General features: G+C 43.1%; 21 protein-coding genes. 3 read left to right on the top strand and 18 right to left on the bottom strand.

The window, feature by feature from the left end:
• Positions 1-110 precede the first annotated feature (110 nt).
• From ispE to trpS, 12 genes are all read right to left on the bottom strand, one after another.
• Positions 111-962, bottom strand: a complete 852-nt coding sequence (gene ispE, locus KTE19_RS02715) for a 4-(cytidine 5'-diphospho)-2-C-methyl-D-erythritol kinase (protein ID WP_217162364.1) — start codon at positions 960-962, stop codon at positions 111-113.
• A 132-nt stretch (positions 963-1094) separates the two neighbouring features.
• Complete coding sequence (locus KTE19_RS02710) at positions 1095-1343, bottom strand: Veg family protein (RefSeq protein WP_217341563.1); 249 nt, start codon at positions 1341-1343, stop codon at positions 1095-1097.
• 97 nt (positions 1344-1440) lie between these two features.
• Entirely contained in the window at positions 1441-2331 is an 891-nt protein-coding gene (rsmA, locus tag KTE19_RS02705; RefSeq protein WP_217341562.1) for a 16S rRNA (adenine(1518)-N(6)/adenine(1519)-N(6))-dimethyltransferase RsmA, read from the bottom strand.
• On the bottom strand, positions 2324-2890 hold the full coding sequence (gene rnmV, locus KTE19_RS02700; RefSeq protein WP_054747265.1) for a ribonuclease M5: 567 nt from the start codon (positions 2888-2890) through the stop codon (positions 2324-2326). Before rnmV ends, rsmA begins: the two co-directional genes overlap by 8 nt.
• Positions 2887-3663, bottom strand: a complete 777-nt coding sequence (locus tag KTE19_RS02695; protein WP_217341561.1) for a TatD family hydrolase — start codon at positions 3661-3663, stop codon at positions 2887-2889. Before KTE19_RS02695 ends, rnmV begins: the two co-directional genes overlap by 4 nt.
• 73 nt (positions 3664-3736) lie before the next feature.
• Complete coding sequence (gene metG / locus KTE19_RS02690) at positions 3737-5764, bottom strand: methionine--tRNA ligase (RefSeq protein WP_217341560.1); 2028 nt, start codon at positions 5762-5764, stop codon at positions 3737-3739.
• A gap of 285 nt (positions 5765-6049) precedes the next feature.
• Positions 6050-6895 carry a DUF72 domain-containing protein gene (locus tag KTE19_RS02685; protein WP_217162373.1) on the bottom strand — a complete coding sequence of 282 codons (846 nt, stop codon included), beginning with the start codon at positions 6893-6895 and terminating at the stop codon, positions 6050-6052.
• Between the two features lie 21 nt (positions 6896-6916).
• A complete protein-coding gene (locus tag KTE19_RS02680; protein ID WP_217162375.1) occupies positions 6917-7633 on the bottom strand; it encodes an NAD-dependent protein deacylase in 717 nt (238 codons plus the stop codon).
• Between the two features lie 23 nt (positions 7634-7656).
• Entirely contained in the window at positions 7657-8628 is a 972-nt protein-coding gene (locus tag KTE19_RS02675; protein ID WP_217162377.1) for an IpaB/EvcA family protein, read from the bottom strand.
• 2 nt (positions 8629-8630) lie between these two features.
• Positions 8631-9881 carry a hydroxymethylglutaryl-CoA reductase, degradative gene (locus KTE19_RS02670; protein ID WP_217341559.1) on the bottom strand — a complete coding sequence of 417 codons (1251 nt, stop codon included), beginning with the start codon at positions 9879-9881 and terminating at the stop codon, positions 8631-8633.
• Positions 9882-9942: 61 nt separating this feature from the next.
• The gene (locus KTE19_RS02665) at positions 9943-10884 is read right to left on the bottom strand and encodes a Ppx/GppA family phosphatase (protein ID WP_217162381.1); all 942 of its coding nucleotides are present in this window, start codon (positions 10882-10884) and stop codon (positions 9943-9945) included.
• Positions 10885-10907: 23 nt separating this feature from the next.
• Positions 10908-11933, bottom strand: coding sequence for a tryptophan--tRNA ligase (gene trpS / locus KTE19_RS02660; RefSeq protein WP_420843357.1), 1026 nt, complete (start codon positions 11931-11933; stop codon positions 10908-10910).
• A gap of 360 nt (positions 11934-12293) precedes the next feature.
• On the opposite strand from trpS, the gene helD reads away from it, so the two are divergent.
• Complete coding sequence (gene helD, locus KTE19_RS02655) at positions 12294-14600, top strand: RNA polymerase recycling motor HelD (RefSeq protein WP_217341558.1); 2307 nt, start codon at positions 12294-12296, stop codon at positions 14598-14600.
• A gap of 254 nt (positions 14601-14854) precedes the next feature.
• Here helD and KTE19_RS02650 read toward each other — a convergent pair whose 3' ends face one another.
• Genes KTE19_RS02650 through KTE19_RS02640 form a run of 3 tightly spaced genes read right to left on the bottom strand, consistent with a single transcriptional unit; the run spans position 14855 to position 18685 of the window.
• Positions 14855-16186 carry a dihydrolipoyl dehydrogenase family protein gene (locus tag KTE19_RS02650; protein ID WP_217162386.1) on the bottom strand — a complete coding sequence of 444 codons (1332 nt, stop codon included), beginning with the start codon at positions 16184-16186 and terminating at the stop codon, positions 14855-14857.
• A 14-nt stretch (positions 16187-16200) separates the two neighbouring features.
• On the bottom strand, positions 16201-17163 hold the full coding sequence (locus tag KTE19_RS02645) for an ABC transporter ATP-binding protein (RefSeq protein ID WP_217341557.1): 963 nt from the start codon (positions 17161-17163) through the stop codon (positions 16201-16203).
• A gap of 4 nt (positions 17164-17167) precedes the next feature.
• Positions 17168-18685: an ABC transporter permease/substrate-binding protein gene (locus tag KTE19_RS02640; protein WP_217341556.1), complete on the bottom strand. Its 1518-nt coding sequence runs from the start codon at positions 18683-18685 to the stop codon at positions 17168-17170.
• 109 nt (positions 18686-18794) lie between these two features.
• Here KTE19_RS02640 and KTE19_RS02635 point away from each other — a divergent pair, with 109 nt between their 5' ends.
• Positions 18795-19769, top strand: a complete 975-nt coding sequence (locus tag KTE19_RS02635) for a polyprenyl synthetase family protein (RefSeq protein WP_217162392.1) — start codon at positions 18795-18797, stop codon at positions 19767-19769.
• A gap of 20 nt (positions 19770-19789) precedes the next feature.
• Entirely contained in the window at positions 19790-20347 is a 558-nt protein-coding gene (locus KTE19_RS02630) for an RBBP9/YdeN family alpha/beta hydrolase (RefSeq protein WP_217341571.1), read from the top strand.
• 272 nt (positions 20348-20619) lie between these two features.
• On the opposite strand, the gene KTE19_RS02625 is transcribed toward KTE19_RS02630, so the two are convergent.
• The 3 genes from KTE19_RS02625 to cydD all read right to left on the bottom strand — a co-directional run bounded on the left by KTE19_RS02625 (position 20620) and on the right by cydD (position 24913).
• On the bottom strand, positions 20620-21264 hold the full coding sequence (locus KTE19_RS02625; protein WP_249778564.1) for an SGNH/GDSL hydrolase family protein: 645 nt from the start codon (positions 21262-21264) through the stop codon (positions 20620-20622).
• A gap of 182 nt (positions 21265-21446) precedes the next feature.
• Positions 21447-23186 carry a thiol reductant ABC exporter subunit CydC gene (gene cydC, locus KTE19_RS02620; protein ID WP_217341555.1) on the bottom strand — a complete coding sequence of 580 codons (1740 nt, stop codon included), beginning with the start codon at positions 23184-23186 and terminating at the stop codon, positions 21447-21449.
• On the bottom strand, positions 23183-24913 hold the full coding sequence (cydD, locus tag KTE19_RS02615) for a thiol reductant ABC exporter subunit CydD (RefSeq protein WP_217341554.1): 1731 nt from the start codon (positions 24911-24913) through the stop codon (positions 23183-23185). The genes cydC and cydD overlap by 4 nt, the downstream gene beginning before the upstream one ends.
• Between the last annotated feature and the right edge of the window lie 243 nt (positions 24914-25156).

Genomic DNA, 25156 nt, shown 5'->3' with positions numbered 1-25156 from the left:
TACTATTTTAGTTTAGAGTAAATCACAATTTTGTCAATCCGCAAATGCATAATTAAAGGGTTGCTTAACCAAAACGACCCATTCTGCTTTGGTGCAACCCTATTTTTTACTCAACACGTTGGCTGAGCAACATAAACTTCATGGCAAAATCCTGAAATACTATTATAAATCCGTCGAGCACGGGACTCACTGTGGCAAACTCCAAAAACTGTCGGCCCACTGCCGCTCATCTGAGAACCATCCGCGCCATATTTTAACAAGCGGTCCTTGATCACTTGAATCTGAGGATGACTCGAGGCAGTAATCGGTTCCAATGTGTTCCCTAAATTAGCAACAATTTGCGCGTAATCTGATTGCTCAATGCCTTCAAGCAGGCCTTCAATGTTGGGATGATCAACTTGAGTGTAGCGCAACCGGCGTAAAATTCGCGGCGTTGACACACTGACATTGGGTTTGGCAAGCACGAACCACATTTTGGGTAGCGGCCGCAATGGGGTCACAATTTCTCCTCGACCACTCACCAACGCCGTTCTTCCATACACACAATATGGCACATCAGAATCGATGGCAAGCCCCCACTTTGCCATTTTCTCTAATGAGAGTTGGGTATCAAACATTTCATTCAATCCCCGCAAAACGGCAGCAGCATCTGAGGAACCGCCGCCTAATCCGGCAGCGACCGGAATGTTCTTTTCGATTGTAATGCTGAGGCCACTGGTGACGCCAGTCTGCTTCAAAAACAAATGGGCTGCTTGATAAGCAAGGTTTCGCTTATCATTGGGTAAAAAGCCGCTATCAGAAATAATTTGAATTTTTGAGGAGGTGGTCGTTTCAATCTGCACGTGGTCGCTGAGGCCGATGGAAGTCATAACCATCCGCCACTCAATCGCGCCGTCAGAGTGGGCAAATGGCGTGTCAAGGCCCAAGTTCAGCTTTGCCGGAGCCCGAACCATCATTTTCATCTGCGCCACCCCCTTACAATTTACTTATTATTATCAAAATTATACTAAATAATGGTCTAGTTGTCAGTGGCTATCCCCGAAAAAAGGCAAAATAAAAAGGCCATCCGGCCCCCAAAAGATTGATACAAACTCTTAGCTTACTTGAACGGCATCAAAATCTACCTCAATATTCTTGGTTAAAATATCGGTATAGCTATAAGAAACGCGTTCAAAGCTAGATTTCCCTGGATCTAACTCCACAACAAACACAGCTGGAAAAGTTTCTTTCAAAATCCCATGACGTTTTGTTGTTTTCCTTCGACCTATTTGCGAAGTCACCAAAACGTGTTGACCGATATGGTCGTCCATCTTATGCTTAATCACTGACAGCGTAACTGGCATCCAAATCACCTCACGATAAGTCATTATACCACGTGAGTTATGAAACCGCAAATTTTACCACAAACAACTTCCACTTTCAACTACAAAAGTTTAAAGATTAGTTTAAGATACCATTGTCATGAAAGGCATTTGCTAACTGGACAAACTGATCAATTGTTAGCTGTTCTGAACGGGCACCGGGATCAATTTGAACCTCTGTTAACACTTTAGTAATGGCGCCCTTGGCTTCGTCAGTCTTGCCAAAAAAGCCTAACAGATTATTCCAGAGTGTTTTTCGTTGGTGCATAAAGCATCCCCGGACGAATCCTGCAAATCTTTTTTCATCAAAAGGAACGGTTTCCTTGGCTGTTTTTTGGGTGAGCTTAACGATTGCGGAATCAACGTTTGGCTGAGGAATGAACGCCGTTCTGGGAACAATAAATGAAATTTCAACGTTATTCATTTCTTGAACAATCGCTGACAGGGAACCGTAGGGCTTGGTACTTGGGACAGCAGTGAGTCTTTCCGCAACTTCTTTTTGCATCATGACCACAATGGCATCAAATTCAAGCTCCCCTGCCAAGAGATTCATCACGATTGGCGTCGTAATATAATATGGCAGATTGGCAACCACTTTCAGTGGATGATGCCCTGTAAACCGTTCTTTAACCACTTGAGGTAAATTTGCTTTCAGAATATCCTCGTTAATAATTTCAATATTGTCATAGGGTGCCAAAGTCTCTTGCAATACGGGCAGAAGATTTTCATCGATTTCAAAACCAAGGACTTTATGGGCAGCCTTAGCTAACTGCTCCGTTAACCCACCGATTCCTGGGCCAATTTCAATCACGTCGTCATCACTGGTAATTTCAGCAGCTTCAACAATGTTACCCAAAATGTTAAGATCAACCAAGAAATTCTGGCCAAGGCTTTTTTTAGCAGACAGCCGGTAACGGTTCAAAATTGCCTGGGTCCGTGCAGGACTGGCAATTGCAGGATATTCAGTCATTTTTATTATCTCCATCAATTTGTCTAAGGGCAGCCAGAAATTGGTCATGCGTGATACCAAACATTCGCAGGCGATGCTGCAGCTGTTTGCCATTGACATAGCCAATTCCTAAAATTTCACCCAACTTCTCTCGTCGTCGTTTGGCATCTGGATTGCCCATCAAACCGTCTTGAATCAATTCGGCTCGTGAAATGAGTTCAGCAGCCGAATCATCCTCCGTATAGACCCGGCTAAGGGCCTGGCGTATTGATTCAACGCTGGCGTGCTCAACTCCCAAGGAACCCACAGAACGGTTCGGAACGCCCTGCTTCTTGGTAATAAACGCATGCTTCACATTTGGGACTTCTGCTGCGATTGTTTTACGAATCTTTTCTCCCGAAAAATCGGGATCAGTAAACACAATCACGCCACGAGTTTTGGCCAGCTCGGAAATCAGATCCAGGGTTTCTTGGGGAATGGCCGATCCACGGGTTTCAATTGTGTCGGCGTCAACTGCTTGACGAATTCTTTTGGTGTCATCCTTGCCTTCAACGACGATGACTTCTTTAATCTTTTTCATTTGTCCTCAATTCCAAATAATTTCAAGGTATTTTCGTAAGTGTGGGCTGCGATCGCTTCTGGATTGACATCACAAAAGCGGGCAATTGCCTCCACGGTATAAAGGGTATAGGCGGGCTCGTTTTGTTTGCCCCGCAACGGTTCCGGTGCAAGATAAGGGGCATCGGTCTCGACCAACATACTATCAAAGGGGGTCTGACGAACCGCCTCGTGGATTTCTTTGGTTTTCTTAAAACTGGCAACCCCACTATAAGAGACCAGCATCCCCAAGTCGAGGAACTTTTTCAGCCATTCCGAGTCACCATTAAAACTGTGCATGACCCCTCGAATGTCGGAAACGTCCATTTCTTTTAGAATGTCATAAGTATCCTCAAAGGCGTCTCGGTTGTGGACAGAAATTGGTAAATGCAACTGTTTGGCAATGTCAATCTGGTGTTTGAAGACCTCTTTTTGAATGTGCCGGGGTGAAGTCGTTTGATGATAGTCCAAACCAATTTCACCGAGCGCAACAACCTTAGGGCTTTGAAGCTGTTCAATCAGCAACTTTTCCTGTTCTTCATGGTAATAGATTGAATCTTCAGGGTGCCAGCCAATGATTGAATACATATCTGGATAGTGAGCAGCCAGCTCTAAGGAGCGGTCATTCAGTGCCTGATTAGAGCCGACGTTTGCCAGTTTAACAACCCCTAAGTTCTGAGCATGCTTGAAATACTTGGCCGCTTCCGGATAGAGTGTTTCATCGTTTAAATGCGTATGGGAATCAAAAATTTTCATTTAACTACCTCAAAATTGTTAATAACAAAAACAGACCGTCTCCAAAACATCTGAAAACCGGCCCATTTGATTTCTATTCCAATGTCATTCCGTTTTCAAAGTGTGGGTTGATCGTGACCAATTCAACATTGCCATCTTTATCCTCAACAGATAACAACATTCCTTGACTGACTTGACCGCGCATCTTTCTCGGCTTCAAGTTAGAAACGATGATGACTTTTTTGCCCACTAAGGACTTGAAATCAGGGTACCATTGAGCAATCCCTGACAGGATTTGACGGTCACCATCATCGCCGGCATCCATTCGGAATTGGAGCAGCTTATCAGCACCTTCCACCTTGTTGACATCCTTAACTTCAGCGACTTTCAACTCAATCTTTTCGAAAGCCTCAAACCGAACTTCTTTTTTAGTTAGGTTAAGATTAGTTTCTTCAGGATCAAAATGACTTTCTGCAGCGGCTTTCATTGCAGATCTTCCCTTAGCCTTGTCAGTTTTGGTCATCTGTTCCTTGATGAAATTAACTTCGTCGTCGACTTCAACCCGAGGGAAAATCGGTGTCCCCTTTGCAACTGTCTGACCACCGGCTGGAAGTGCCATGAAATCAAGATTCTTCAAATCGATTTCTTCAGTCAATCCGAGTTGGGTAAATATCTCTTGGGGTGCATGGGTCATGATTGGACTTACTAATTCAGCGATCACTCGCAGGCTAGCAGCCAAATGAGCCATGACTGAGTCCAATTGCGCTTTATCATCGGGATTTTTGGCTAAATTCCAAGGCTCTGTCTGATCAATATACTTATTCGACTGAGCAACTAATTTCCAGACTTCACTTAATGCATCTGAAAAATGAAGGTCGTCCATCAGTTCCTTGTAATTAGCAATAACAGTAACGGCAGTATCTTCAAGATCGCTGTCAAAATCGGTAACCCCTGCTTTGACTTGAGGGAGAACGCCACCTTCATACTTGTTAATCATTGAAACGGTTCGGTTAAGTAAATTACCCAGATCATTGGCCAAATCGTAATTCAAACGATCGACAAAATCTTCAGGCGTAAAGAGGCCATCATTGGCGTACGGCATTGCCCGCAGCAAATAATAACGAAGCGCATCTAATCCATAACGATCAACTAACGTTTCAGGATAGATCACATTGCCTTTTGACTTGGACATTTTGCCGTTCTTCATTAACAACCAACCGTGACCAAAGACCTTCTTAGGCAATGGTAATCCCAGCGCATGTAAAATAATTGGCCAGTAAATTGTGTGGAATCGGACAATTTCTTTTCCAACCATTTGAACATTGGCAGGCCAATATTTCTTGAAGTTGCTGTCATCTTTTCCGTCATAACCAAGCGCAGTGATATAGTTGGTTAGCGCATCAATCCAAACATAGACAACGTGCTTTGGATCCGATTTGACAGGCACACCCCAGCTGAAAGTTGTCCGTGAAACTGCCAAGTCTTCCAACCCAGGCTCAATAAAGTTCTTGATCATTTCGTTCATCCGGGCTGCTGGCTGAATGAAATCAGGGTGATCTTTATAGTATTGGAGTAGCCAATCTGCGTACTTACTCATTTTGAAGAAGTAAGACTGTTCGTGAACTAATTGGACTTCGTGACCACTCGGCGCCTTTCCGCCAATCACTTTACCATTATCATCACGATAGACTTCGGCGAGTTGGCTTTCAGTAAAGTACTCTTCGTCAGAAACAGAATACCAACCTGTGTATTCACCTAAATAAATGTCACCTTTATCGAGTAATTCCTGAAAAATGTCAGCAACTGCTTTTTCATGGTAATCATCGGTTGTCCGAATAAATTTGGTATTTGAAATTTCAAGCTTTTTCCACAATTGCTTAATTGTGGCAGCCATTTTATCAACATAATCTTGAGGAGACATCCCCAGTTGTTCAGCTTTTTGTTCAATTTTTAGACCGTGTTCATCGGTCCCAGTCAAGAAGAACACATCATAGCCCATGGCGCGTTTATAACGGGCTTCAGCGTCACAAGCAATGGTGGTATAAGAATTTCCAATATGTAATCTTCCTGATGGATAATAAATTGGTGTCGTAATATAAAATGTTGGCTTACTTTCTGTCATGAAAGTACCTCTTTTCCAAACTGATAATCTTAATAATTACAATCAAGTATAGCAAACAACAGCGTGCGAAAACAAGCAGTTTTGCAACGAACATCAGCTCGTCTGGATGACGGTTTGTTTTGACCCACTTTCACAATCTGTGGACATGCAAACATAATCTGGATTCTTTAGTCCGTGAAAAATCCAATCCTCCAAGACATCAAGCTAAGTGTAACCGACTTGTATGCAATTTTCAGCGTGAAAGCTTCATTTATTCCAACTGATACCCACTTGTGGATTTGCATTTTAAAACAAATCCATTTGCAACGGTGACAGCCCATTAAACGAAATGCCCAGCATTTTCTGCAATTCCAGCGCATTGTCGGCCGCATCACCACCGGAATTATTATTGAAGATCACACAAACCTCTTTGGTCTGTTGTGCCAACTTTTGAACCGTGTTGGCAAAAACTTGAAGTTCGTCGGTTGAATACCGATATAATGTTCGCTGACTGCGCCAATCTTTTGATCGTTCAGACCAGCCCTTCACGTTGCGGCCATGGAGGCGTAAAATACACAATTCGTCGCTGGTGACAATCGGTTCAAAGGGCACCCCCATGTTGGTCGTGTGCGGTTCGTCTACAGCCACTAAGCTCATCCCAAGTTCTTTGAGATAACCAGCCACATCTCGGGTGATTTCAGGTCCATACCAGCTTGGATTACGAAATTCCACTGAGATGGGATACCCCGCCATGAAAGTATGGATCCGCCGCAAATACTCGATGGCGGCAACCCCTCTTGAAAAATAGGGCGGAAATTGAAACAACACACTTTTGAGTTGATGAGCTGCCATCAATGGGGCCACCGCCCGTTTATAATCATTAAAAACAACTAATCGCTGCTGATTATCAATGGGATCTTCGCTACCCTGATCATGCAACGTCATCACTTGGTTAGCTTTCAAAACAAATTGAAAGTTATCAGACACTTGCTGTTGCCAATGTTGAATGACCTCAATTTTAGGAACAGCGTAAAAAGGGGTATCCAACTCAACCACCGGAAAGTGGGCACTATATTCAGTTAGGCGAAGCTTTCGATTCTCATGAATCAGAGATGGATGCTCCGAAAAAGTTGTTAATCCAATTGTGATCAAGATTTACACCCCTTCTCGGCCCTAAGCGTTCACTTTCAGATCCCTGAAGAAATCAACCGCATTTTCTTTAATCATGGTAAATGGAAATGAGAAGCTCAGTTGTTCTTCATTGATGGCTAAGACAGTTGCGTTAGCAGAACGATAATCGATTAACCCTGCAAACGGATAAACCCGCATGGAGGTACCAACGATGACAATCAAATCAGCATTAGACACAGCACTGACACTCTGAGAAATCGCACTTGGATTTAAGCCTTCACCGTATAACACAATGTCTGGCCGCAAGATACCACCACAATTTCGATGATACATGCTAGCTAGATATTCCTTATAATCAACCTTCTTGCGACATTTCTGGCAATAAACGTTATACAGATTCCCATGAAATTCAATGAGATTTTGGGTGCCGGCTTTTCGATAAAGGCTGTCAATGTTTTGGGTAACAACAGTGGCGTCTTTCTGTTGAGTGAAGGCTGCCTGCTTCTCATGAATCACATTTGGTTTGGCATCCGGGTAATACATATTTTTCTTTTCATACTGGTAAAAGACCTTGGGTTCATCCCTTAAACAGTCTGAACTCAAATAATATTCGGCTGGCCGATTAGATTTATCATTGGTGTACAACCCACCTTTTGAGCGATAATCGGGAATTCCAGAAGCGGTGGAAACCCCTGCACCAGTTAGAAACACAATCTTTTTAGCATCGTCAAATTCTTGTTGAATTTTCTTATCAATCATTGTATTCCTCCTATTTTTTTTAATTACCGTCTAATAATATAAGGCATTTTGAGCTCGTCAAACAACTCTTTGACAGTTTTATCATAGACATCTTTGAAGAATTCTGGATTGTCTTGATCACCCTTTGGATTGGCAATGACAAAGGAATTTTGGTCATCAACCCGGTTAAAGCCAACATAAGCCTTGGTGTTACTGTTAACTTCGATCAATTCAGAATGATAGACTTCAAACAATTGTTTGACTTTCAACCCTAATTGGCGCTCCGACAACACACTCGTCAATGTCGTAAACTCCGTATTATGAAGTGCTGGCAATTCCCAGTCTTTCAATTGCTCATCGAAGGCCTTGAATAACTTCACGACATTTCGTCTTAACCCAAACGGGGAGTCCGTTGGTTTGTCGGTGATTAATGCGTATAACTTTTCGGCAGCCGCATACGAAACCGGGAAATCTTTTTTCAGTTTATCCGCCACCGTTGATAACTTGTCACCATAAAAGACCATGGCATCCAGCAACGTTGTCAGGCGTAGCATCATTTCATCATCCAAAGGATCTGGCTCAGGCTTGATGGTGGCATAAATGCCTTTCATGTACATTTCTTCAATATCGTCGTTGATCAACCCATGCTTACGCTGCTCAGACACAACCACAAAGTGGGAAACGATGTCATAAAGTTCAGTCCCCATCATTTTTAACTGCTCATCTAACTTGTCTTGCCCAGTCGTCAATGAGTAAAAGACTTGTGGGAAGCCGCGCAACACCATTAATAAGTGGAGCAATTCGTGTGATGCCGTGTAGTTTGGAGCACTTAAATCCGCAATTTGGATAATGACATTTTTGCCATCTTGAACTGCTTGAGCCTGATCATGTCGGACATAACCGGATTGTAATTTACCAATAAAAGTCACGGTAATTGTACCGGGGAAAAGACTATTCACGGCGTTGATCAAGTCTTGGACCTGGTCATTTAATTCGATATTAATACTGTTGTCCATAATTATCTCCTTAACTGTCTTAAAATTTGTTTCACATCGGTTGAATCTGGCTGCTTCATTTTTCTAAGTCGATCGATCACTAATGGGAGTTCTTCCGTAGTTGCACCATTGGCCATCGCTAAAGAGTTAAGTTGAAGATTCATGTGCCCCTTTTGGATCCCGTCAGTAACCAACGCTTTTAAAGCCGCTAAATTCTGGGCGAGCCCGACTGCAGCAATCACTTTCATTTCTTCATGCACATTAAGAACTTGGGCAATCTGCTGGTTGATTTTAGCCAGTGGCAATACCTTTGTTGCCCCACCAACGTAACCGATTGGCATTGGAATCGTCAAGTGGCCCACCAGGCCGGTGGCTGAAATCGACCATTGGCTGAGGCCGCGATAATGACCATCTTTGGCGGCATATGAATGCGCGGCACTCTCAACGGCCCGCCAATCATTGCCAAACGCAATCACGGCGGCGTCAATTCCGTTCATGATGCCTTTATTGTGAGTCGCAGCTCGGTAATGATCAATCTGAGCAATCCGACTGGCATCTGCGATTCGTTTAGCCACGGTTTCACCTGACATTGATTGGGTGGCTAATGCAGAAAAAGGAACGTTTCCATTCACTTGAACGATCCGCTCAGCCTCAAAATTTGTCAGAATGGCCATTGTGACGGTCACCGCCAACTTTTGCTGCAGCCAAGCGGCAACTGCTTCCAACATGGTATTAATCGTGTTGGCACCCATTGCCTCACCAGGATCGACAGCTAAATCTACAGAAGTAAAGTGCTCGTCCAGCTTTCTAATGCCAACCTTTTGAGCGCCGCCCCCATACTGCAGAATGTGGGGGTGACTACCGTTTGCAACGGCAAATAGTTCAAATCGATGTTCATCAACGAATTGTGTCAGTTCAGCAAGTGGAAAATCTTTGATGACGATTTGGCCGCCAATGAGATGACTGACAACTTCTGCTTTAATGCCAGCCCCGCTTGCCAATAACTTGCTGCCATTGCTAGCAGCCGCAATCACTGACGGTTCCTCCGTTACCATTGGCACTAAATGTTCCTGGCCGTTGACCTTCAAATTAGTCACAACGCCTTCTGGAAGTGGATAATCCGTGAGAAAGTTTTCAATCAGATTTTGGGGAACTGTTGAATCGTTGACCAGCCTGCTTAGTCGACTGGCTGATAACCCCACTTCCTCAGCAATTAAATCAAGTCGTTGCTGATATGTTTTCTTGTAAAAATGATCCCATTTTGTCTTTATCATATCACCATAGATTCTCAAAAGGCATAAAAAGCTGGTCAAGAAAACTCTCGACGCCAGCCTTTTATTTATCCAATTGGACATTATAATTTTTTTCGACGTACTCAGTAATAATGCCCTCGCGAACACCACTTTCAGAAAATAATACTTTTTTGGCATCCACGCGATCCATTAGCACAATGAGTGGCAATAAACCGCCGACAATGATATCAGCACGGTCATTTTCCAAGCCTTGGATTTGCCTACGTTGATTCACATTTCCGCGCAATAAGTTCAGATAAGTCCGGTTAACCTGTTCCGCCGTCAGATGGTAGCCATGAATCGCATCAATTCGCGTCATGTGTTGCCGTTTGCGATTAATTCGTGCCAGGGTGCGGTTCGCTCCGCCAAGCAACACTAACGGTTGATGGTAGGAACGGCTTAACCATTTAATTTTGGAATAGAGCTTGCGAATATTAAATTGCGCATTAAATAAATTTGCGCCTGAAATCGCATCTTCAAGATGATAACGTTCTGTGAGGTTAACGGCGCCAATCGGGATACTCGTCAGGTTTTTACTTTGACCATGACTGACACGGATCAGTTCACAGCTGGCCCCGCCAATGTCTAAAATAAGACAATTTTGGGCACCCAATCGGTTAATCACCCCGAGGTAATCGTAGTAGGCTTCCTCCGTACCAGACAGGACTTGGAGCTCAATGCCGATCCGTTGTTGGACAGCCTTTAAAAAGACATCCTGATTCTTGGCTTGTCGAACAGCGGCTGTCGCAATCCCAATGACCTTTTTTGCATTATACTTAAGATAAATCCGTTTAAAATCAGTCAATGATTTAATTGTGCGATCCATTGCGTCCTTCTGAAGAATTTTACCTTTACCCATCCCTTCAGATAGCCGGCTGTCACTTTTAATCCGTTTAATTTCACGGTAGGAACCGTCATTAGAAATTTGGTTAATCGCCATTCTTACGGAATTGGAACCAATATCCAAAATTACCAGGTTTTCCATTTCGGCCACCCTTTCTGGATATTTTAATCAAAATAATTGATTCCAATAGCGTCACGAACCTCTTTTAGTGTTTGGTTAGCGACCTCATTTGCATGCTCGCTGCCTTTTTTAAGAATGTCATAAACGCCCGCTTCATCTTTGGCATACTGATTACGACGTTCTCTGATTGGCTTCAATTCTGCTTGGAGCACTTCATTGAGATAGCGTTTGATTTTGACATCACCCAAGCCACCGTGACTATACTGTTCCTTTAATTCGGCAACCTTTTTCTTATCTGGATCAAAAATGTCCAAGTAAGTAAAGACCGTATTGCCTTCCACTTGGCCGGGATCTTCTACGTGAATATGGTTGGGATCCGTGTACATTGACATAATTTTCTTCTGAATCGTATCTTCGTCATCTGATAAATAGATGGCATTGCCAAGTGACTTACTCATCTTAGCGTTCCCATCCAATCCAGGAATCCGACCCATGCCTTTTGGTGGGAAGTAACCCTCTGGTTCAACTAAAATGTCTTCTTTATAAATCGAATTAAATGAGCGAACAATTTCACGGGTTTGTTCCAACATAGGCTCTTGGTCGTCACCCACTGGAACAGTTGTTGCTTTAAAGGCCGTAATGTCGGCAGCTTGGCTGATTGGATACATTGCAAAGCCAACTGGGACACTTTGACCAAAGTTCTTCTGTTTGATTTCATTCTTAACGGTTGGATTTCGGTTTAATCTGGAAACTGTCACCAAATTAGAATAGTGTTGGGTTAATTCTGGTAAAGCCGGAATCTGAGACTGAACTAAAATCGTTGACTTTTTAGGGTCAATGCCGACGGCCAAATAATCCAATGCCACTTGAATCAAGCTGTGACGAATCTTTTCTGGATCACGGGCATTATCAGTTAATGCCTGCATGTCAGCAATCATGATGAATGTTTCATAATCACCAGAGTTTTGTAATTCCACTCGGTTCTTCAATGAGCCAACGTAATGACCAATATGTAATTTGCCAGTTGGCCGATCACCTGTTAAAATAATTTTCTTTGCCAAATTTCTCATCCTTTCAAAAAACGCCCTATTGAATTAACAATAGGACGCTTAAACGTGGTACCACCTAAATTGCAGCCACTGTCTAGCCACCTCTTTAGACGATACGGGGGTCACCCTTTTAATTTCCAATTCGATTCATCATAGCCGCTCTCAGCATCTGCAGCCTCCCTGTTTGAGATAAATCTACTGACTTGTTCATAACAGGTTAATTTTACTGATAAATCGGCGAAAAGTAAAGGCTTGTTAAATAGATAATTATCTCCATTAATTCTTTAAGCCACTTGGATTGACAGGACGCCAAAATCAATCTAAAATTGTGCAAGCATTTAGTTAAAGATGAATCAGGTAACGGACAAATGGAGGCCTCTCTTGGAAAACGACGAACAAGCAAAAGAACAGCAACGAGTGGATCAAGTCGTTTCAAAAATTCAGCAAAAGATTTTAACGACCAAACAAGAGTACGACCGCGCCCACTCAGAAACAAAACGGGTCCAACGGGACTATTCCGATAACACTTCGGTTAACTACTTTGAAGTTGATGATCGAATCGAAACCAGCGCTGAATTACAACAACAACGGGGCCTGGTTTCCCGATTGACAGAAAATGAAAGTATCCTCAAAACCCAATTATCGACCCTCCATGACTTGAAAAAATCACCCTACTTTGGTCGAATTGATATTCAAGATGATGACGAACCGGATGAAGAACAACTTTATATTGGGATCGCCTCATTTGAAAACGCCGATGGTGAATTTCTCGTGTATGATTGGCGGGCACCCATTTCCAGTATTTACTATAATGGTACTTTAGGTAGAGTCGCTTACGAAACGCCAATGGGCGAACAGGAAACGACGTTGAAGAAAAAGCGCCAATTTCAGATTGTCAATGGCAACATCCGCAACATGTTTGATACCAACGAGACTGTTGGCGATGAGATGCTCCAATCGGCATTAGGGGCTCAAAATGACGACTACATGCAGAATATTGTTGCCACCATTCAGCATGAACAAAACGACATCATCCGAGACACCAAGAGCAACTTACTGGTTGTCCAAGGGGTTGCCGGATCGGGTAAGACCTCTGCAATTCTTCAACGAATTGCGTTTTTACTCTATCACAGCCGCGACACTTTAGAAGCTGATCAAATTATTTTATTCTCACCAAATAAGCTGTTCAGTCACTATATCTCGGAAGTCCTTCCCAGTTTGGGAGAACGGAATATGCGCCAAGTCACCTTTGACGAATTTATTGATAATCGATTAAAAGGCTTAAATGTTCAAAGTCTGTTTGAACGTTATGAAACTGATGGTCAACTAACCACCCAACAGCGAAATATTCGCAACTTTAAGGAGTCCGCAAAGTTCATGGATGAAGCTAAAGAATATTGCGATCATTTATCCGCTAGTCACATTTACTTCAGTGACATTATTTTTAACGAAGCGGTCTTCTTCAGTAAGCGAGAAATCCGCTCAATTTTTGATAGTTTTCCAAAAGCAGCCAAAGTTTCTGAGCGCTATTTACAAACTAAGAACGAATTAATCAAGCGGCTTAAACGCAGGATTAACAAAGAAACTCAGGAAGACTGGGTCAATGATGAAATTGATCAACTCAGTGACGAAAAATATCACGATTTACTGGCAGGAAAATCCCTGGGTCAATTCCAAAACGAAGATGACGAACGGTTCTTCATTGCTCAAAAGATTGTCACTGACCGATTAAGGGTTGTTTACGATGCCATCTTCAACGATAACTTTTTAGATGCATATCTGCAGTATGCCGATTTCCTTGCGACGGTTGCCTTACCGCAGAATATCCAGCAGCCCAAATGGCAACAAGCTATCGATGAATTTAATGATGCCATTGAATTCCATTCAATCAAGTTGGACGATTGCGCCCCATTGTTGTACATGCGCGATTACATTTGCAACAGCGGCCAGAATAATACCATGAAATATTTATTTGTTGATGAAATGCAAGACTACTCCATTGCCCAGTTAAAGTATCTCCGTTACGCATTTCCCCAAACAAAGTGGACTTTGTTGGGTGACAGTGAACAAGCCCTGTTTAAAGACGTCGAACAGCCAGAGGAAATCCTGCAGAATTTGAGTGCCGCATTTAAGGTGCGCAATTCGCGATTAATCAGTTTGATGCGGTCATACAGATCGACATTTCCGATTACCACGTTTGCTAAATCAATTTTGCCAAATGGTGCCGACATCGAGGCGTTTAATCGAGATGGCGATATTCCTGAATTGATACTTGCAGCGGACTTCAAGGATGCTGTCAGCCAGGTCATCAAGACTGTTAACAATCAACGAGAAAAATACGGAACGGTCGCTATTTTGACAAAGAATATGCGGGAAGCCAAACAACTTTACGATCAAATTCACAGTGAAACCAATGCCACCCTTTTAAAGGACGCTGACCGAACTTTGCCCAAAGGTGTGCTCGTGCTGCCAATTTATCTTGCAAAGGGGTTGGAATTTGATTCGGTGATTGCCTGGGATACTTCTGAGAAAAATTATCCTGATAACTCTTTATTAGGCACCCTTTACACAATTATCACTAGAGCAATGCACCATTTAACCCTGATCAGTATCGACAATGTAACGCCACTAATTTCGGACGAAACCTTGCATAATAGTCAAATTAAGATTGAGCGAACGATCGGGTGAAGACTCTAAATTATCCCACTAATTAATTTTACGCCTATCTATCAAAAATCAAAAACACCTCCAAAGTCATGTGATAGCTTGACTTTGGAGGTGTTTTTGATTGGCCAAATCGTCCGTTAAATGATACAAGCCTGGTGGATGTTGCTGAATATAGAGTGATGATATTTCATAATCACGGCCAAGATTAATAATAAATTAACCGCTGTACAAATGAACGTTCCTTCAATTCCAAAACCTAGATGCTTCGTGCGCAACTACACTAAGTAGGTCACATCACTTGCCAACGATGGATAAGCCAAGATTTCCTTATTAAAATCATCAATCTTCATGCGCTGATCAATCATGAGCGTAAAAATATTAATTAAATCGTCTGCATGATTGCTTAATACCGTTGCACCAACCACCGTACCATTTTCTCGGTCCACAACCACTTTAGCTTTAGCCAAGGGTTCATTCAACCGATGATAGCTATACCAACCAGTCATATCGTTGCTTATCAACAAATAGTGATCGTCACCAGTTGCAATGCTCGAAGGCAGGCCGACCCGGGCGAGTGATGGTTGTCCAAACACCAGCGTTGGAATTGATTTAAAAGCAATCTTATCTCGACTTTTAGCAAAGTAATTTGCAAGATAACCAGCCTCATAACCTGCAACCGGAGTTAACTTAGGCCGCTTGGTGCTAACAACATCCCCCATTGCAAAAATCTTGTCATTAGTCGTTTGCAAATAGTCATTTACTTTAACACCGTGACCATCATAATCAACGCCGACTTGGTCTAAACCAATTGTATCAATGTTTGGAATCCGCCCCGCCGTACAAAATACCATATCGGTTGGGAGCTTGAAGTTATCCTCACCTGAAAGGACATATTGCTCACCTATCTTGGCAATTTGCGTAACGGTCTGATTCAGTTGAACATCAATTCCTTCATCTTCAAGGTGCGTGATGGCTTGTTTCACCAACTGAGAATCAAACTGCTTTAAGGGATGATCATTATGGTGGATTAAATGGACCTTGGCACCGGCAGCGTGAGCAATTCCGGCTAATTCAAAACCAATATAGCCACCGCCAATGAACGTCACGTCTTTTGGCATTTCGTTTAAGTTGAGGAAATCGGTACTCGTCTTAAAGTATTCTTTGCCCGGAATATCCAACCGTCGTGGTCGCTGCCCGGTTGCAATCACATAGTTATCGGCTGCGAGTAAATGGTCACCAGCTTGCAACTGACCTTCTTGGTTGAATTGTCCCGATTCATGAAACGTGTCAATGCCATCGGCTGCTAACGAGTGCTGAGTCGCGTGCGAAATGGGATCGGTATATTGCCGCTTATGCCGCATCAGGTCCGGCCAGTTCACTTCGACGTGGCCAGAAATCCCATTACCCTGCATATCGGCAACCGTCTGGGTGACTTCTAAACCTGCAAGTAAAATTTTCTTGGGATCACACCCCCGATTTGGGCAAGTCCCGCCAAACAGATTGTTCTCCACAACTGCAACCGTCTTTTTTTGGCGCCGTAATGCATGGGCCAGCGAACCGCCGGCAACCCCACCGCCTAGGATCACAACATCATATTTTTCAACCATCAGAATCTCTCCTCTCAAATTGTACTCAAGAAACGAATGATACTCTCATTATCAAAATATCCCACGGTTTTGCCGCTCCCATCGATAATCCGAACTAAGGGTGCGGAAGCTAATAATCTCAATACTTCTTTTAAATTTGACATTTGCTCAATGCTTGGAGCCGATCGAGCCTGGTCATCACTCCGTCGAGCAACCATAAAGCCTGCCTCTATCACTTGATTGACAAGGATTTTATTCAAATCAGAGTATCGATTATGACTGAAAAAGTCCGCCACAAACTTGTTTGCAGGATTATTAGTAATATCTTTGGGCGTATCAACCTGTAGCAAGCGACCATTCTTCATAATTCCAATCCGATCACCGAGCTTTAGCGCTTCATCCATGTCATGAGTGACAAAGACGATGGTGTTTTGATATTTGGTATGTAACTTCAAAATTAATTTCTGCAGTGATTCTCTGGCCAATGGGTCCAATGCGCTGAATGGTTCATCCATCAAAATAATGGGTGGTTTACCCGCTAGTGCCCGAATAATACCAACTCGTTGCTGCTGACCGCCAGAAAGTTCACCGGGCATTCGATTCCGAAAGCCTTTATCCAAACCAACCTCGGTTAAGAGATTATCGACCATTGCATGGACCTGGCGACTTGCCACGTGCTGCATGTCCGGTACCACAGAAACGTTTTTGGCAACCGTCATAGTAGGAAACAGGGCGATTTGTTGCAAGACATAACCGATTTTCCAACGTAAGTCAGTCAATGAATAATCATCAACTGGCCTGCCGGCGACCGTGATTGTGCCAGAACTTTTCTCCAGAAGACGATTAATCATTTTCAAAGTGGTCGTCTTACCGGAACCCGAGCTGCCAACCAGCACAAATAATTCTCCTGGCATAATCCTCAAGTTTAGATCTTTGATGACAGGTTTGCCGTCAAATTTTTTAAAAACGTTTTTAAATTCAATCAGAGGTTCAACCATCAAATCACTCCTTTATCAAATGATGCTGGACCAAATAATGACGGGCCACGCTTGCAGGAGATTGATCTAACACATTCACTTCATAGTTCATCTGCTGAATCTGTCTCTCAGAAATTTTGCCAGCCAACTTATTCAAGCTGCTAACTGCTTGGGGATGCTTCTTGGCAAAATCTTGAGTCATCAACGGAGCCCCCTGATAGATCGGAAAAACATGCTTGTTATCTTGCAGGACAGTCAAATGATATTGACGTAATTCGCTGTCCGTCGAGTAACAATCGATCAGGTTAATCTGATTATCGTGAATCGCTCGGTATCTCAGTTCCGGCTCCATCCCTTTCACTGGGAACTTAATGTGATACCGGCGTTCAACCAATTTCAAGCCATCCTTTCGATCCATAAATTCCATGCTCATTCCGGCTTTTAATTTCCCTTGAACCTGCTGTAGATCTTCGATGGTCTTGAGATGATATCGCTGGGCGAATGACTCCTTAACCGCGATGCCATAAGTATTGTTATAGGCCATTGGCTTCAAATAAGCCATATGATCTTGTTGTGCTAACTGTTGCTTTCCCAAACGATAAATGGCCGCTGGGGTCTTGGGCGTGACCGACGAGTGCGTCAGCGTCTCCAACACCGTCCCGGTAAACTCAGGGTAAATATTAATTTGATTGCTCTTTAACGCACTGAATAAAAAGCTCGTCTTGCCAAAGTTGGGTTTGAGTTCAACGTCCAGCCTTGGATCTTTAGCGGTGATTAAATCCTTGTACATATTAATCAAGATTTCGGGTTCAGCCCCTAGCTTACCTGCGATGACGACTTTTTGATTAAGTTGAGAAACGGCCGTGTAGCCAGCAAAGCTACCACCAATGACCACAATTGTGCCAATTAGGATCACCACATTTCTGAATTTCATTTTTTGCAAAATTGTAATGAAATAAGACATCACAATCGCTAATAAAGCAGCCGAAATGGCCCCTATCAGAATCAAACTGGTATTGTTGCGGTCAATTCCCAACAAAATAAAGTTACCAAGCCCACCTGCACCAATCAAGGCAGCAAGGGTTGCGGTGCCGATAATCAGCACCATCGAGGTACGAATTCCTGAAATGATAATTGGCATCGCCATTGGCAGCTCAACTCGAAATAATTTTCGCGAACGTGACATCCCCATGGCATCCGCAGCCTCTTCTGTCGATGGATCAATCTCAGTAAGGCCGACATATGTATTTTGAAAGATTGGCAGCAATGCGTACACCACCAATGCAATGATAGCCGGAACCGTTCCGATCCCAGCAAACGGAATCAATAATCCCAATAAAGCTAGGGATGGAATTGTCTGCAAGACACCGGTCAGCTGCAGGATTACCTGAGCCACCTTGGGATACCGGCGGACCCAAATAGCTACTGGAATCGCAATGACCACCGCAATTAACAACGCCCAAAATGAAATGGCCAAATGTTGACCAAGTGCTTGGACTAAAGCAGCTTTCCGATCCATAAAGGTTTGAACAAAATCGGGCAATTCTCTCACTCCTTAAATTCAAACTTGGCGCGTTGTTCAATTGACAACTGCCCGTTGAATTTGTATCTTAGATGTTGTAGTTAAAATTCGTTAAAGATTGAGGTATCTCATGGTTCATCAACTCTGGCGTCAATTCCCACACATTCAAACAAAATTAGCTGATTTGCAGCCTTACCTGTTAACAGCAGTCAGTCTCAATAACCAACCTATTCATCATAAAGTTTTACAATTGCTTAAAGCAAGTGGAAAGCTCCTCCGGCCTGGATTTTTCTATCTATTTTCTGAGTTTGGTCAGCCAACCGATCCCAAAACACTCCGATCTGGTGCTGCCGCTCTAGAACTACTTCATGTGGCGACCCTGATTCACGACGATGTGATTGACCAATCTCCTATTCGTAGAGGGGTTGCGACAGTTCACACTGAATTCGGTCAAAAAAATGCCATCTACGCTGGAGACTATCTATTTACATGTTACTTCACCGAGGTCTTAAAGGCTACGCAAGATCCAAAAAACATGCAACGCCACGTTGAGGCCATGCAAACTATTTTGAACGGTGAACTGGATCAAATGAGCTATAATTATAACCCAAAAATGAGCAAAGCCGATTATTTTCATGAAATTACCGGCAAGACAGCGGAACTATTCAAATTGAGTTTTCAACAGGGAGCTATTTTGACCAACGCACCGACTCAGCTTGTGACACTCGGCGGCGAGATTGGCTTGAAGATTGGTCAGGCCTATCAAATTCTGGATGATGTTTTAGATTATCAAGGCAACACGAAGAAGACCCGCAAGCCGGTTTTGGAAGATCTTCAATCTGGTGTCTATACCCTACCGCTCATTTTAGCCAATCAACAAACCAAAGCACTAAAGCCATTACTGGCAAAGAAACAGCAGCTACTCCCCTTGGACATCTCAGAAATCCAGCGCCTCGTGATTGAATCCGGTGGGGTCGCAAAGTCACTTGAGATTGCTCATCAGTTGACATCAGAGGCGTTGGATCTGATTTCTCAATTGCCCGACCAACAAGCCAAAGTTGACTTGAAAGCGCTGACCCAATTACTTCTCTCAAGAGATCAATAATCGTGAATTCAGGTGAAATTATGTCAGGATCAACTGTATATATGTTCCATGGTTACACATCATTTGCGGCAGACCACTGGTTCCCATGGCTTGAAACCCAAGTTGAAGAAAACTTAGGAATTCCATTTAAGAAGCTGAATTTTCCAGATTCCTACCACCCCACAGTTTCCGCGTGGAATAACTATTGTGACCAAACCATCAAATCCCAAGACGGCATAACGTTGGTTGGTCACAGTTTGGGTTGCATTCAAGTACTGCATTACCTGGAAGCCCACGACATTCACCATATCAACGTTCTGTTAGTTTCTGGATTTGATGAGCCCATTTGGACGATTCCGGAACTAGACGGCTTCACCGAACATCCGGTCGACTATTCCAACGTCCTCCCCAAAATTCGGAAAGTCACCGTTATTTCCGCAATGGATGACCCAAGCGTACCTTATCAGTACACCCTGACAATGGCCCGCCATTTACACGCCAAATATGTGTTAGTTCCCCATGGACATCATTTTACTGACCTGGGTGACGATAAAACCTTGCCAATTGCATTCGAAGAATTGGCAAAGCTCGTTGAATAACCAACATATGCCGTTAATTTGTATCCGCCCCGACAAGATTTGTAGCAAACGAGCAATCCTTGCCATTCTTATATTGATAAAATTTGCGACAAACGGCAGATCCCAGAATTTAAGCAAAAAAAGTAATGCATTTCAAAACCAGAATGCATTACTTTTTTCATTTAAATTCTGGGATCAATTTGCCTTTCGTCCCCATCTCGAATTTTTGAAACATCAATTCAAGACATCTGAAACTTTCCTCACCAATTCGCGGGTATAGTAACGGGCCCCGGTCAAATCAACATGAACCCGGTCACTGGCAAACCAGCCAGAGTGACCTTTACTGGCTTTATACCAATTGACACGTGTACATTAGCATGTTTTTTAGCATTTTTAGAAATTAGCCGATTGGTTGTTGCTTGCCAATGACGGGGAACTCTGGTATTAATCCAAAAGATCTGCCGTTTTTGACTAACCGTTTTCAGGACCGAATCGATATCTACTTGAGTTGGCGGTCCATTTGTTCCTAAGTTGATAACGATATATTTGCCCAGATGGCCATGAGCTTTGAGGTCCCGAACAATTTTAGGTAACGAATAGAACTGGCGGCCAACCGAACCGTTCACAACACTATGGCGGAAAGCTTGCTTAATATTGGGCTTGACATCCAACATCACGGAGTCCCCAATGGCGGTGATCGGCGTTTTCGATGCTGTTCGAGTTTGCAGCTTCGTCAACTTGTACTTGCCAGCGACCTTTTTTTCACGTTTAGTTAAGTGAATGTTCGCAGTTTTTTTCGTGCGGGTATTGGCAGAAGCGTTCGTGTCAGTTAAGTGGCTGGGGGCACTAGCCGTGATAACCGTGAGGATACTTAAAGCAATGATCCCCACAATGCCGACGATCAGATAACGACTGAATGAGTGAGACTGTTTTTGCATTTTAACTCCTTTAATGATCATCCATATAAATTTGAACTATGAACCATCATACAGGAAATATTGAATTTCGCAAGCTGCGTCTTAACCCCATTCAAAACAATGATTGCCAGGCAGATTGAAAGTGAATTCAAAAAAACACATAGAATCAATGCTTCGACTTCAAGCTGCTTTGGCAGTACTCTTTACTTCCCTCTGTCTAAATCGTACAGCTGCCTGAACCTTGGCTCTTGCTGATACAATTCCTGAGGGGTTCCCTGCATATCAAAGCGCCCATTTTCCAAGAATCGTACTTGGTCGACGTGGGCAATTCCTGCCAAATGGTGAGTAACCCAAATAATCGTTTTATTGTGGAGCAAGTCAAACACTTGATCTAATAATTTCTTCTCGGTAATTGGGTCCAAACTGACTGTTGGTTCATCCAAAATGATAATTGGCGCATCCTGCAGCAAAATTCTTGCCAAAGACAACCGTTGCCGTTCACCGCCTGAGAATCGTTTACCAGCTTCTTGAACTTCAGTATCATACTGGTCTGGTAATGATTCAATCAAATCTTTTAAACCAACCGCAGCGATCGCGTCTTTGATTTCATCATCCGTTGCATTTGTATTACCCAATCGAACATTATTCATAACAGTTGTATCAAACAAGTATGGCTGCTGATCCAAGATGCCAAATAGCGATGAACGAACTTTCTGCAAAGATGAAACATCCTTACCATTAGCCAATATTTGGCCGTCGTTAGGAATCAGATCCCCGACCAGTAACTTTAAGAAGGTGCTCTTTCCTGTTCCACTAGGTCCTAGTAAAGCAACCTTTTCACCGGGATGGATCGTCATTGAAATGTCATTGACGATGTTTCGATCACCATCCGGATATTTAAATGTCATGTTGGCGATTTTTAATTCTTTAAAATCACCCTCCAGCTGATTTTGGTCGACCTTTGCAGGTTGATCCGTATCAAGTTGGTTGACCCGCTCAATTGAGCGTCGATAAACCGGCCACTCCGAAAGTCCCTGACTCATATTGAGGAATGGTGAAACCGCCGGAAAAATGGCCAACGCAAACGCCGCAACCCAGTTTGCCAACGATTTAGTCGCAGTGAACGAGTTGGCTGCCCAGATCAATAGCGTAATGGTCGTTAATAAGACGACAAATTGGACAAAGAACGAGCGCCACCACTGGAAGTAATGGTCTTTCTTTCGCAGTTGAGCAATTTCTTTAATCGGCTTTTTTTGCAGATTGATGAAATCGTCATATCTGCCAGAAATTAGCCAGTCACCCAATCCGAGCACTTCATCCGTTAAGTTGGTATAGAATTCATGTTGAATCTGATGTTGTCGATACTCGCGAACGCCGTTGGTTGCCACAGAGGCAAGGGGCAGCACAATTACGATGACCCCTAGTAACAGCAACATCAATAAGCCAACCACCCAATTCAGTGAGCCGACCCCAATGACAATGAACAAGTACAACAGCCAGCCAATTACCATTGGGAAAACGGTTCTTAGATAAAGATTCTCAATATGCTCAATATCATCTGCCAGAATACTCAAAATATCACCGGTCTGATGCGATCGTTGAATCGCCGAAGCTTTGCGCTCGACTGTTTGATAAAGTTTCTTTCTGAAATCAGAAACGATTTTGAGAACCCAGTTGTGACTCGTTAGCCGCTCAATGTACCTAAATGTTGGCCTGGCAATTCCAAATGCCCTGGCCAAAACAACGGGTACATAAATATAAATGATGCTTGAGGGCTGTCTAGCGGCCTCACTAATCAGGTAGCCGGAGTTGAACATCAACGCTCCACCTGAGAAGAAAGTCATAAGTCCTAGAAACAGAACCAAAATTAATAGGCCCTTATACTTTCTCAAATAGGGCATTACCCACGTGTCATTGGCAAACGTTTCTCTTAATCCTTTCATAGGTCGGACGCCTCCATTTCTGAACGCAATTTAACATAATCGCCATTCTTATGGGCAAGTTCTGCAGGCGTTCCCTGTTCGACCAATTTGCCGTGATCCATGACGAGCACGTAATCCATTTCACCAATCCAATGAAGGCGATGGGTTGCGAAGAATACCAAGTGGTCATTGAAGACTGGTAGAATATCGGTTTTTAATGCCGCTTCAGTTTCGATATCCAAATGAGCAGTGGGCTCGTCAAACAGTAAAACTTTTCGATCAGTATCTAGGAATGCCCGCGCCAGTGCAATTCGTTGGGACTGACCGCCGCTCACCGTTCGCGCACCCTCACCAATCATAGTATCAAGACCTGCTGGCAATGTTTTTATCCATTCAACCAAGCCAGCTCGATGGGCAGCGTCCTCAATCGACTGTTTTGACGCATTATCCACATAAAACGAAATATTGTCAGCTAAAGTTGCGTGGAACAAATAAGGATTCTGTGGGATGTACAAGAAATTTCTCTGCCATGCCGCCTGATCCAAATGAGGTAACTTGTGACCGTCAATCGCAACTTGATCGGGCTTATCAGGAGATAAGAACCCTCCAATTAAGTTAATCAACGTCGATTTTCCAGAGCCCGAGGCGCCAATGATGCCAATCTTTTTCATCCCTTTGATTGTCACTGAAATCTCTTTTAATGCAGGTTGGGTCGTTTCGGGATAGGTAAAATTGACGTGATCCAGTGTGAGGATTGAGTCTTGACTCCACTTGAAATCAGGTAATTCATCCCGTTGTTTCATTTCCGGTTGATGCAGTACATCCAGAACGGCAGACATCGCATTTTTCCCATTTAAGGTTGCGTGATAGTCATTGGCAAAGTTACGAATTGGCAGAAAATATTCTGGGGCAAGCACTAAAATTGTTAGCGCTGGCAACAGCATAACTTTGCCATCCAGTAAATCAAACCCAAGGAAAACAGCAACGACCGCGATAGATAACGTTGTGAAAAAATCCAAAGCAAACGTTGAGGTCAACGCAATTCTTAGCGTGAACATGGTTTCAGTTCGATAAGATTCACTAACTGAATAGACATTGTTGGCATATCGCTTGGAGAGGCCCAACTGCTTCAGGGTTGAAAGCCCCCGCAACGTATCAACAAAGTGATTTGACAAGTGCTGATAACCTTCATATTGGCGATCAGCCTTGCTTTGAGCAGCTAAGCCTAAAATCACCATAAATAAAATAATAACCGGAAAAATGATCAATAGAAAAAGAGCTTGTTCCCAGCGAATAAATAAAATATAAATCAAAATTAACCATGGTGTGATCGACATGTCCAACATCTTGATAATAACTAGCATCAAATAAGTTTGAACTTGATCAATTCCTTCCAATGCCATTGTGACGATGTTTCCAGTCCCCTGTTTGTCAATTTCTGCCGGGCCTAACCGAAAGATCTTTGCCATCAGATTTTCACGCATATCACCACTTGTTTTTTCAACAAATGGAAATAGCACCCGGTTCTGCCACACCGTCAATAAATGGCGACCCAAAAAGGCAACCGTAAAAATACTGGTTGGCAAAATGATCGAACCGATTGGCATGAGGTTCCACAAATTAACAATTGCAATCGACAAATATCTGGCTTGAATAATAATCGCAATCGCCTGCAGAAAAACCAGAATTCCAAGAATGATGACATATCGTCTCATCCCTGGTAGATTAAATAAGCGTTTATCAATCAAAACTTCACTCCCCCTAATCGTTCATACTGCCTTTAGTATAGTTAAAAATTGATCACAATGATATACATAATCAACGGAATTTGGGGAAATGGCGATTTCATTTACTTCAATAAGCCACTTTCTTGCCCCTTAACTAAATAACAGGTTGCAGTACGTCAAGACACTGACCTATACCCCCAAAGTTAAAGTAAAAACTTTAGCTTTGGAGGTATTTTTTATGACTAAGATTTCAAAAGAAACAAA

It is taken from the genome of Lentilactobacillus dabitei, assembly GCF_019061365.1.
Classification (GTDB): Bacteria; Bacillota; Bacilli; order Lactobacillales; family Lactobacillaceae; genus Lentilactobacillus; species Lentilactobacillus dabitei.
Note: the sequence above shows the minus strand (reverse complement) of the source record. Positions and strands in the feature narration are given on the sequence as shown.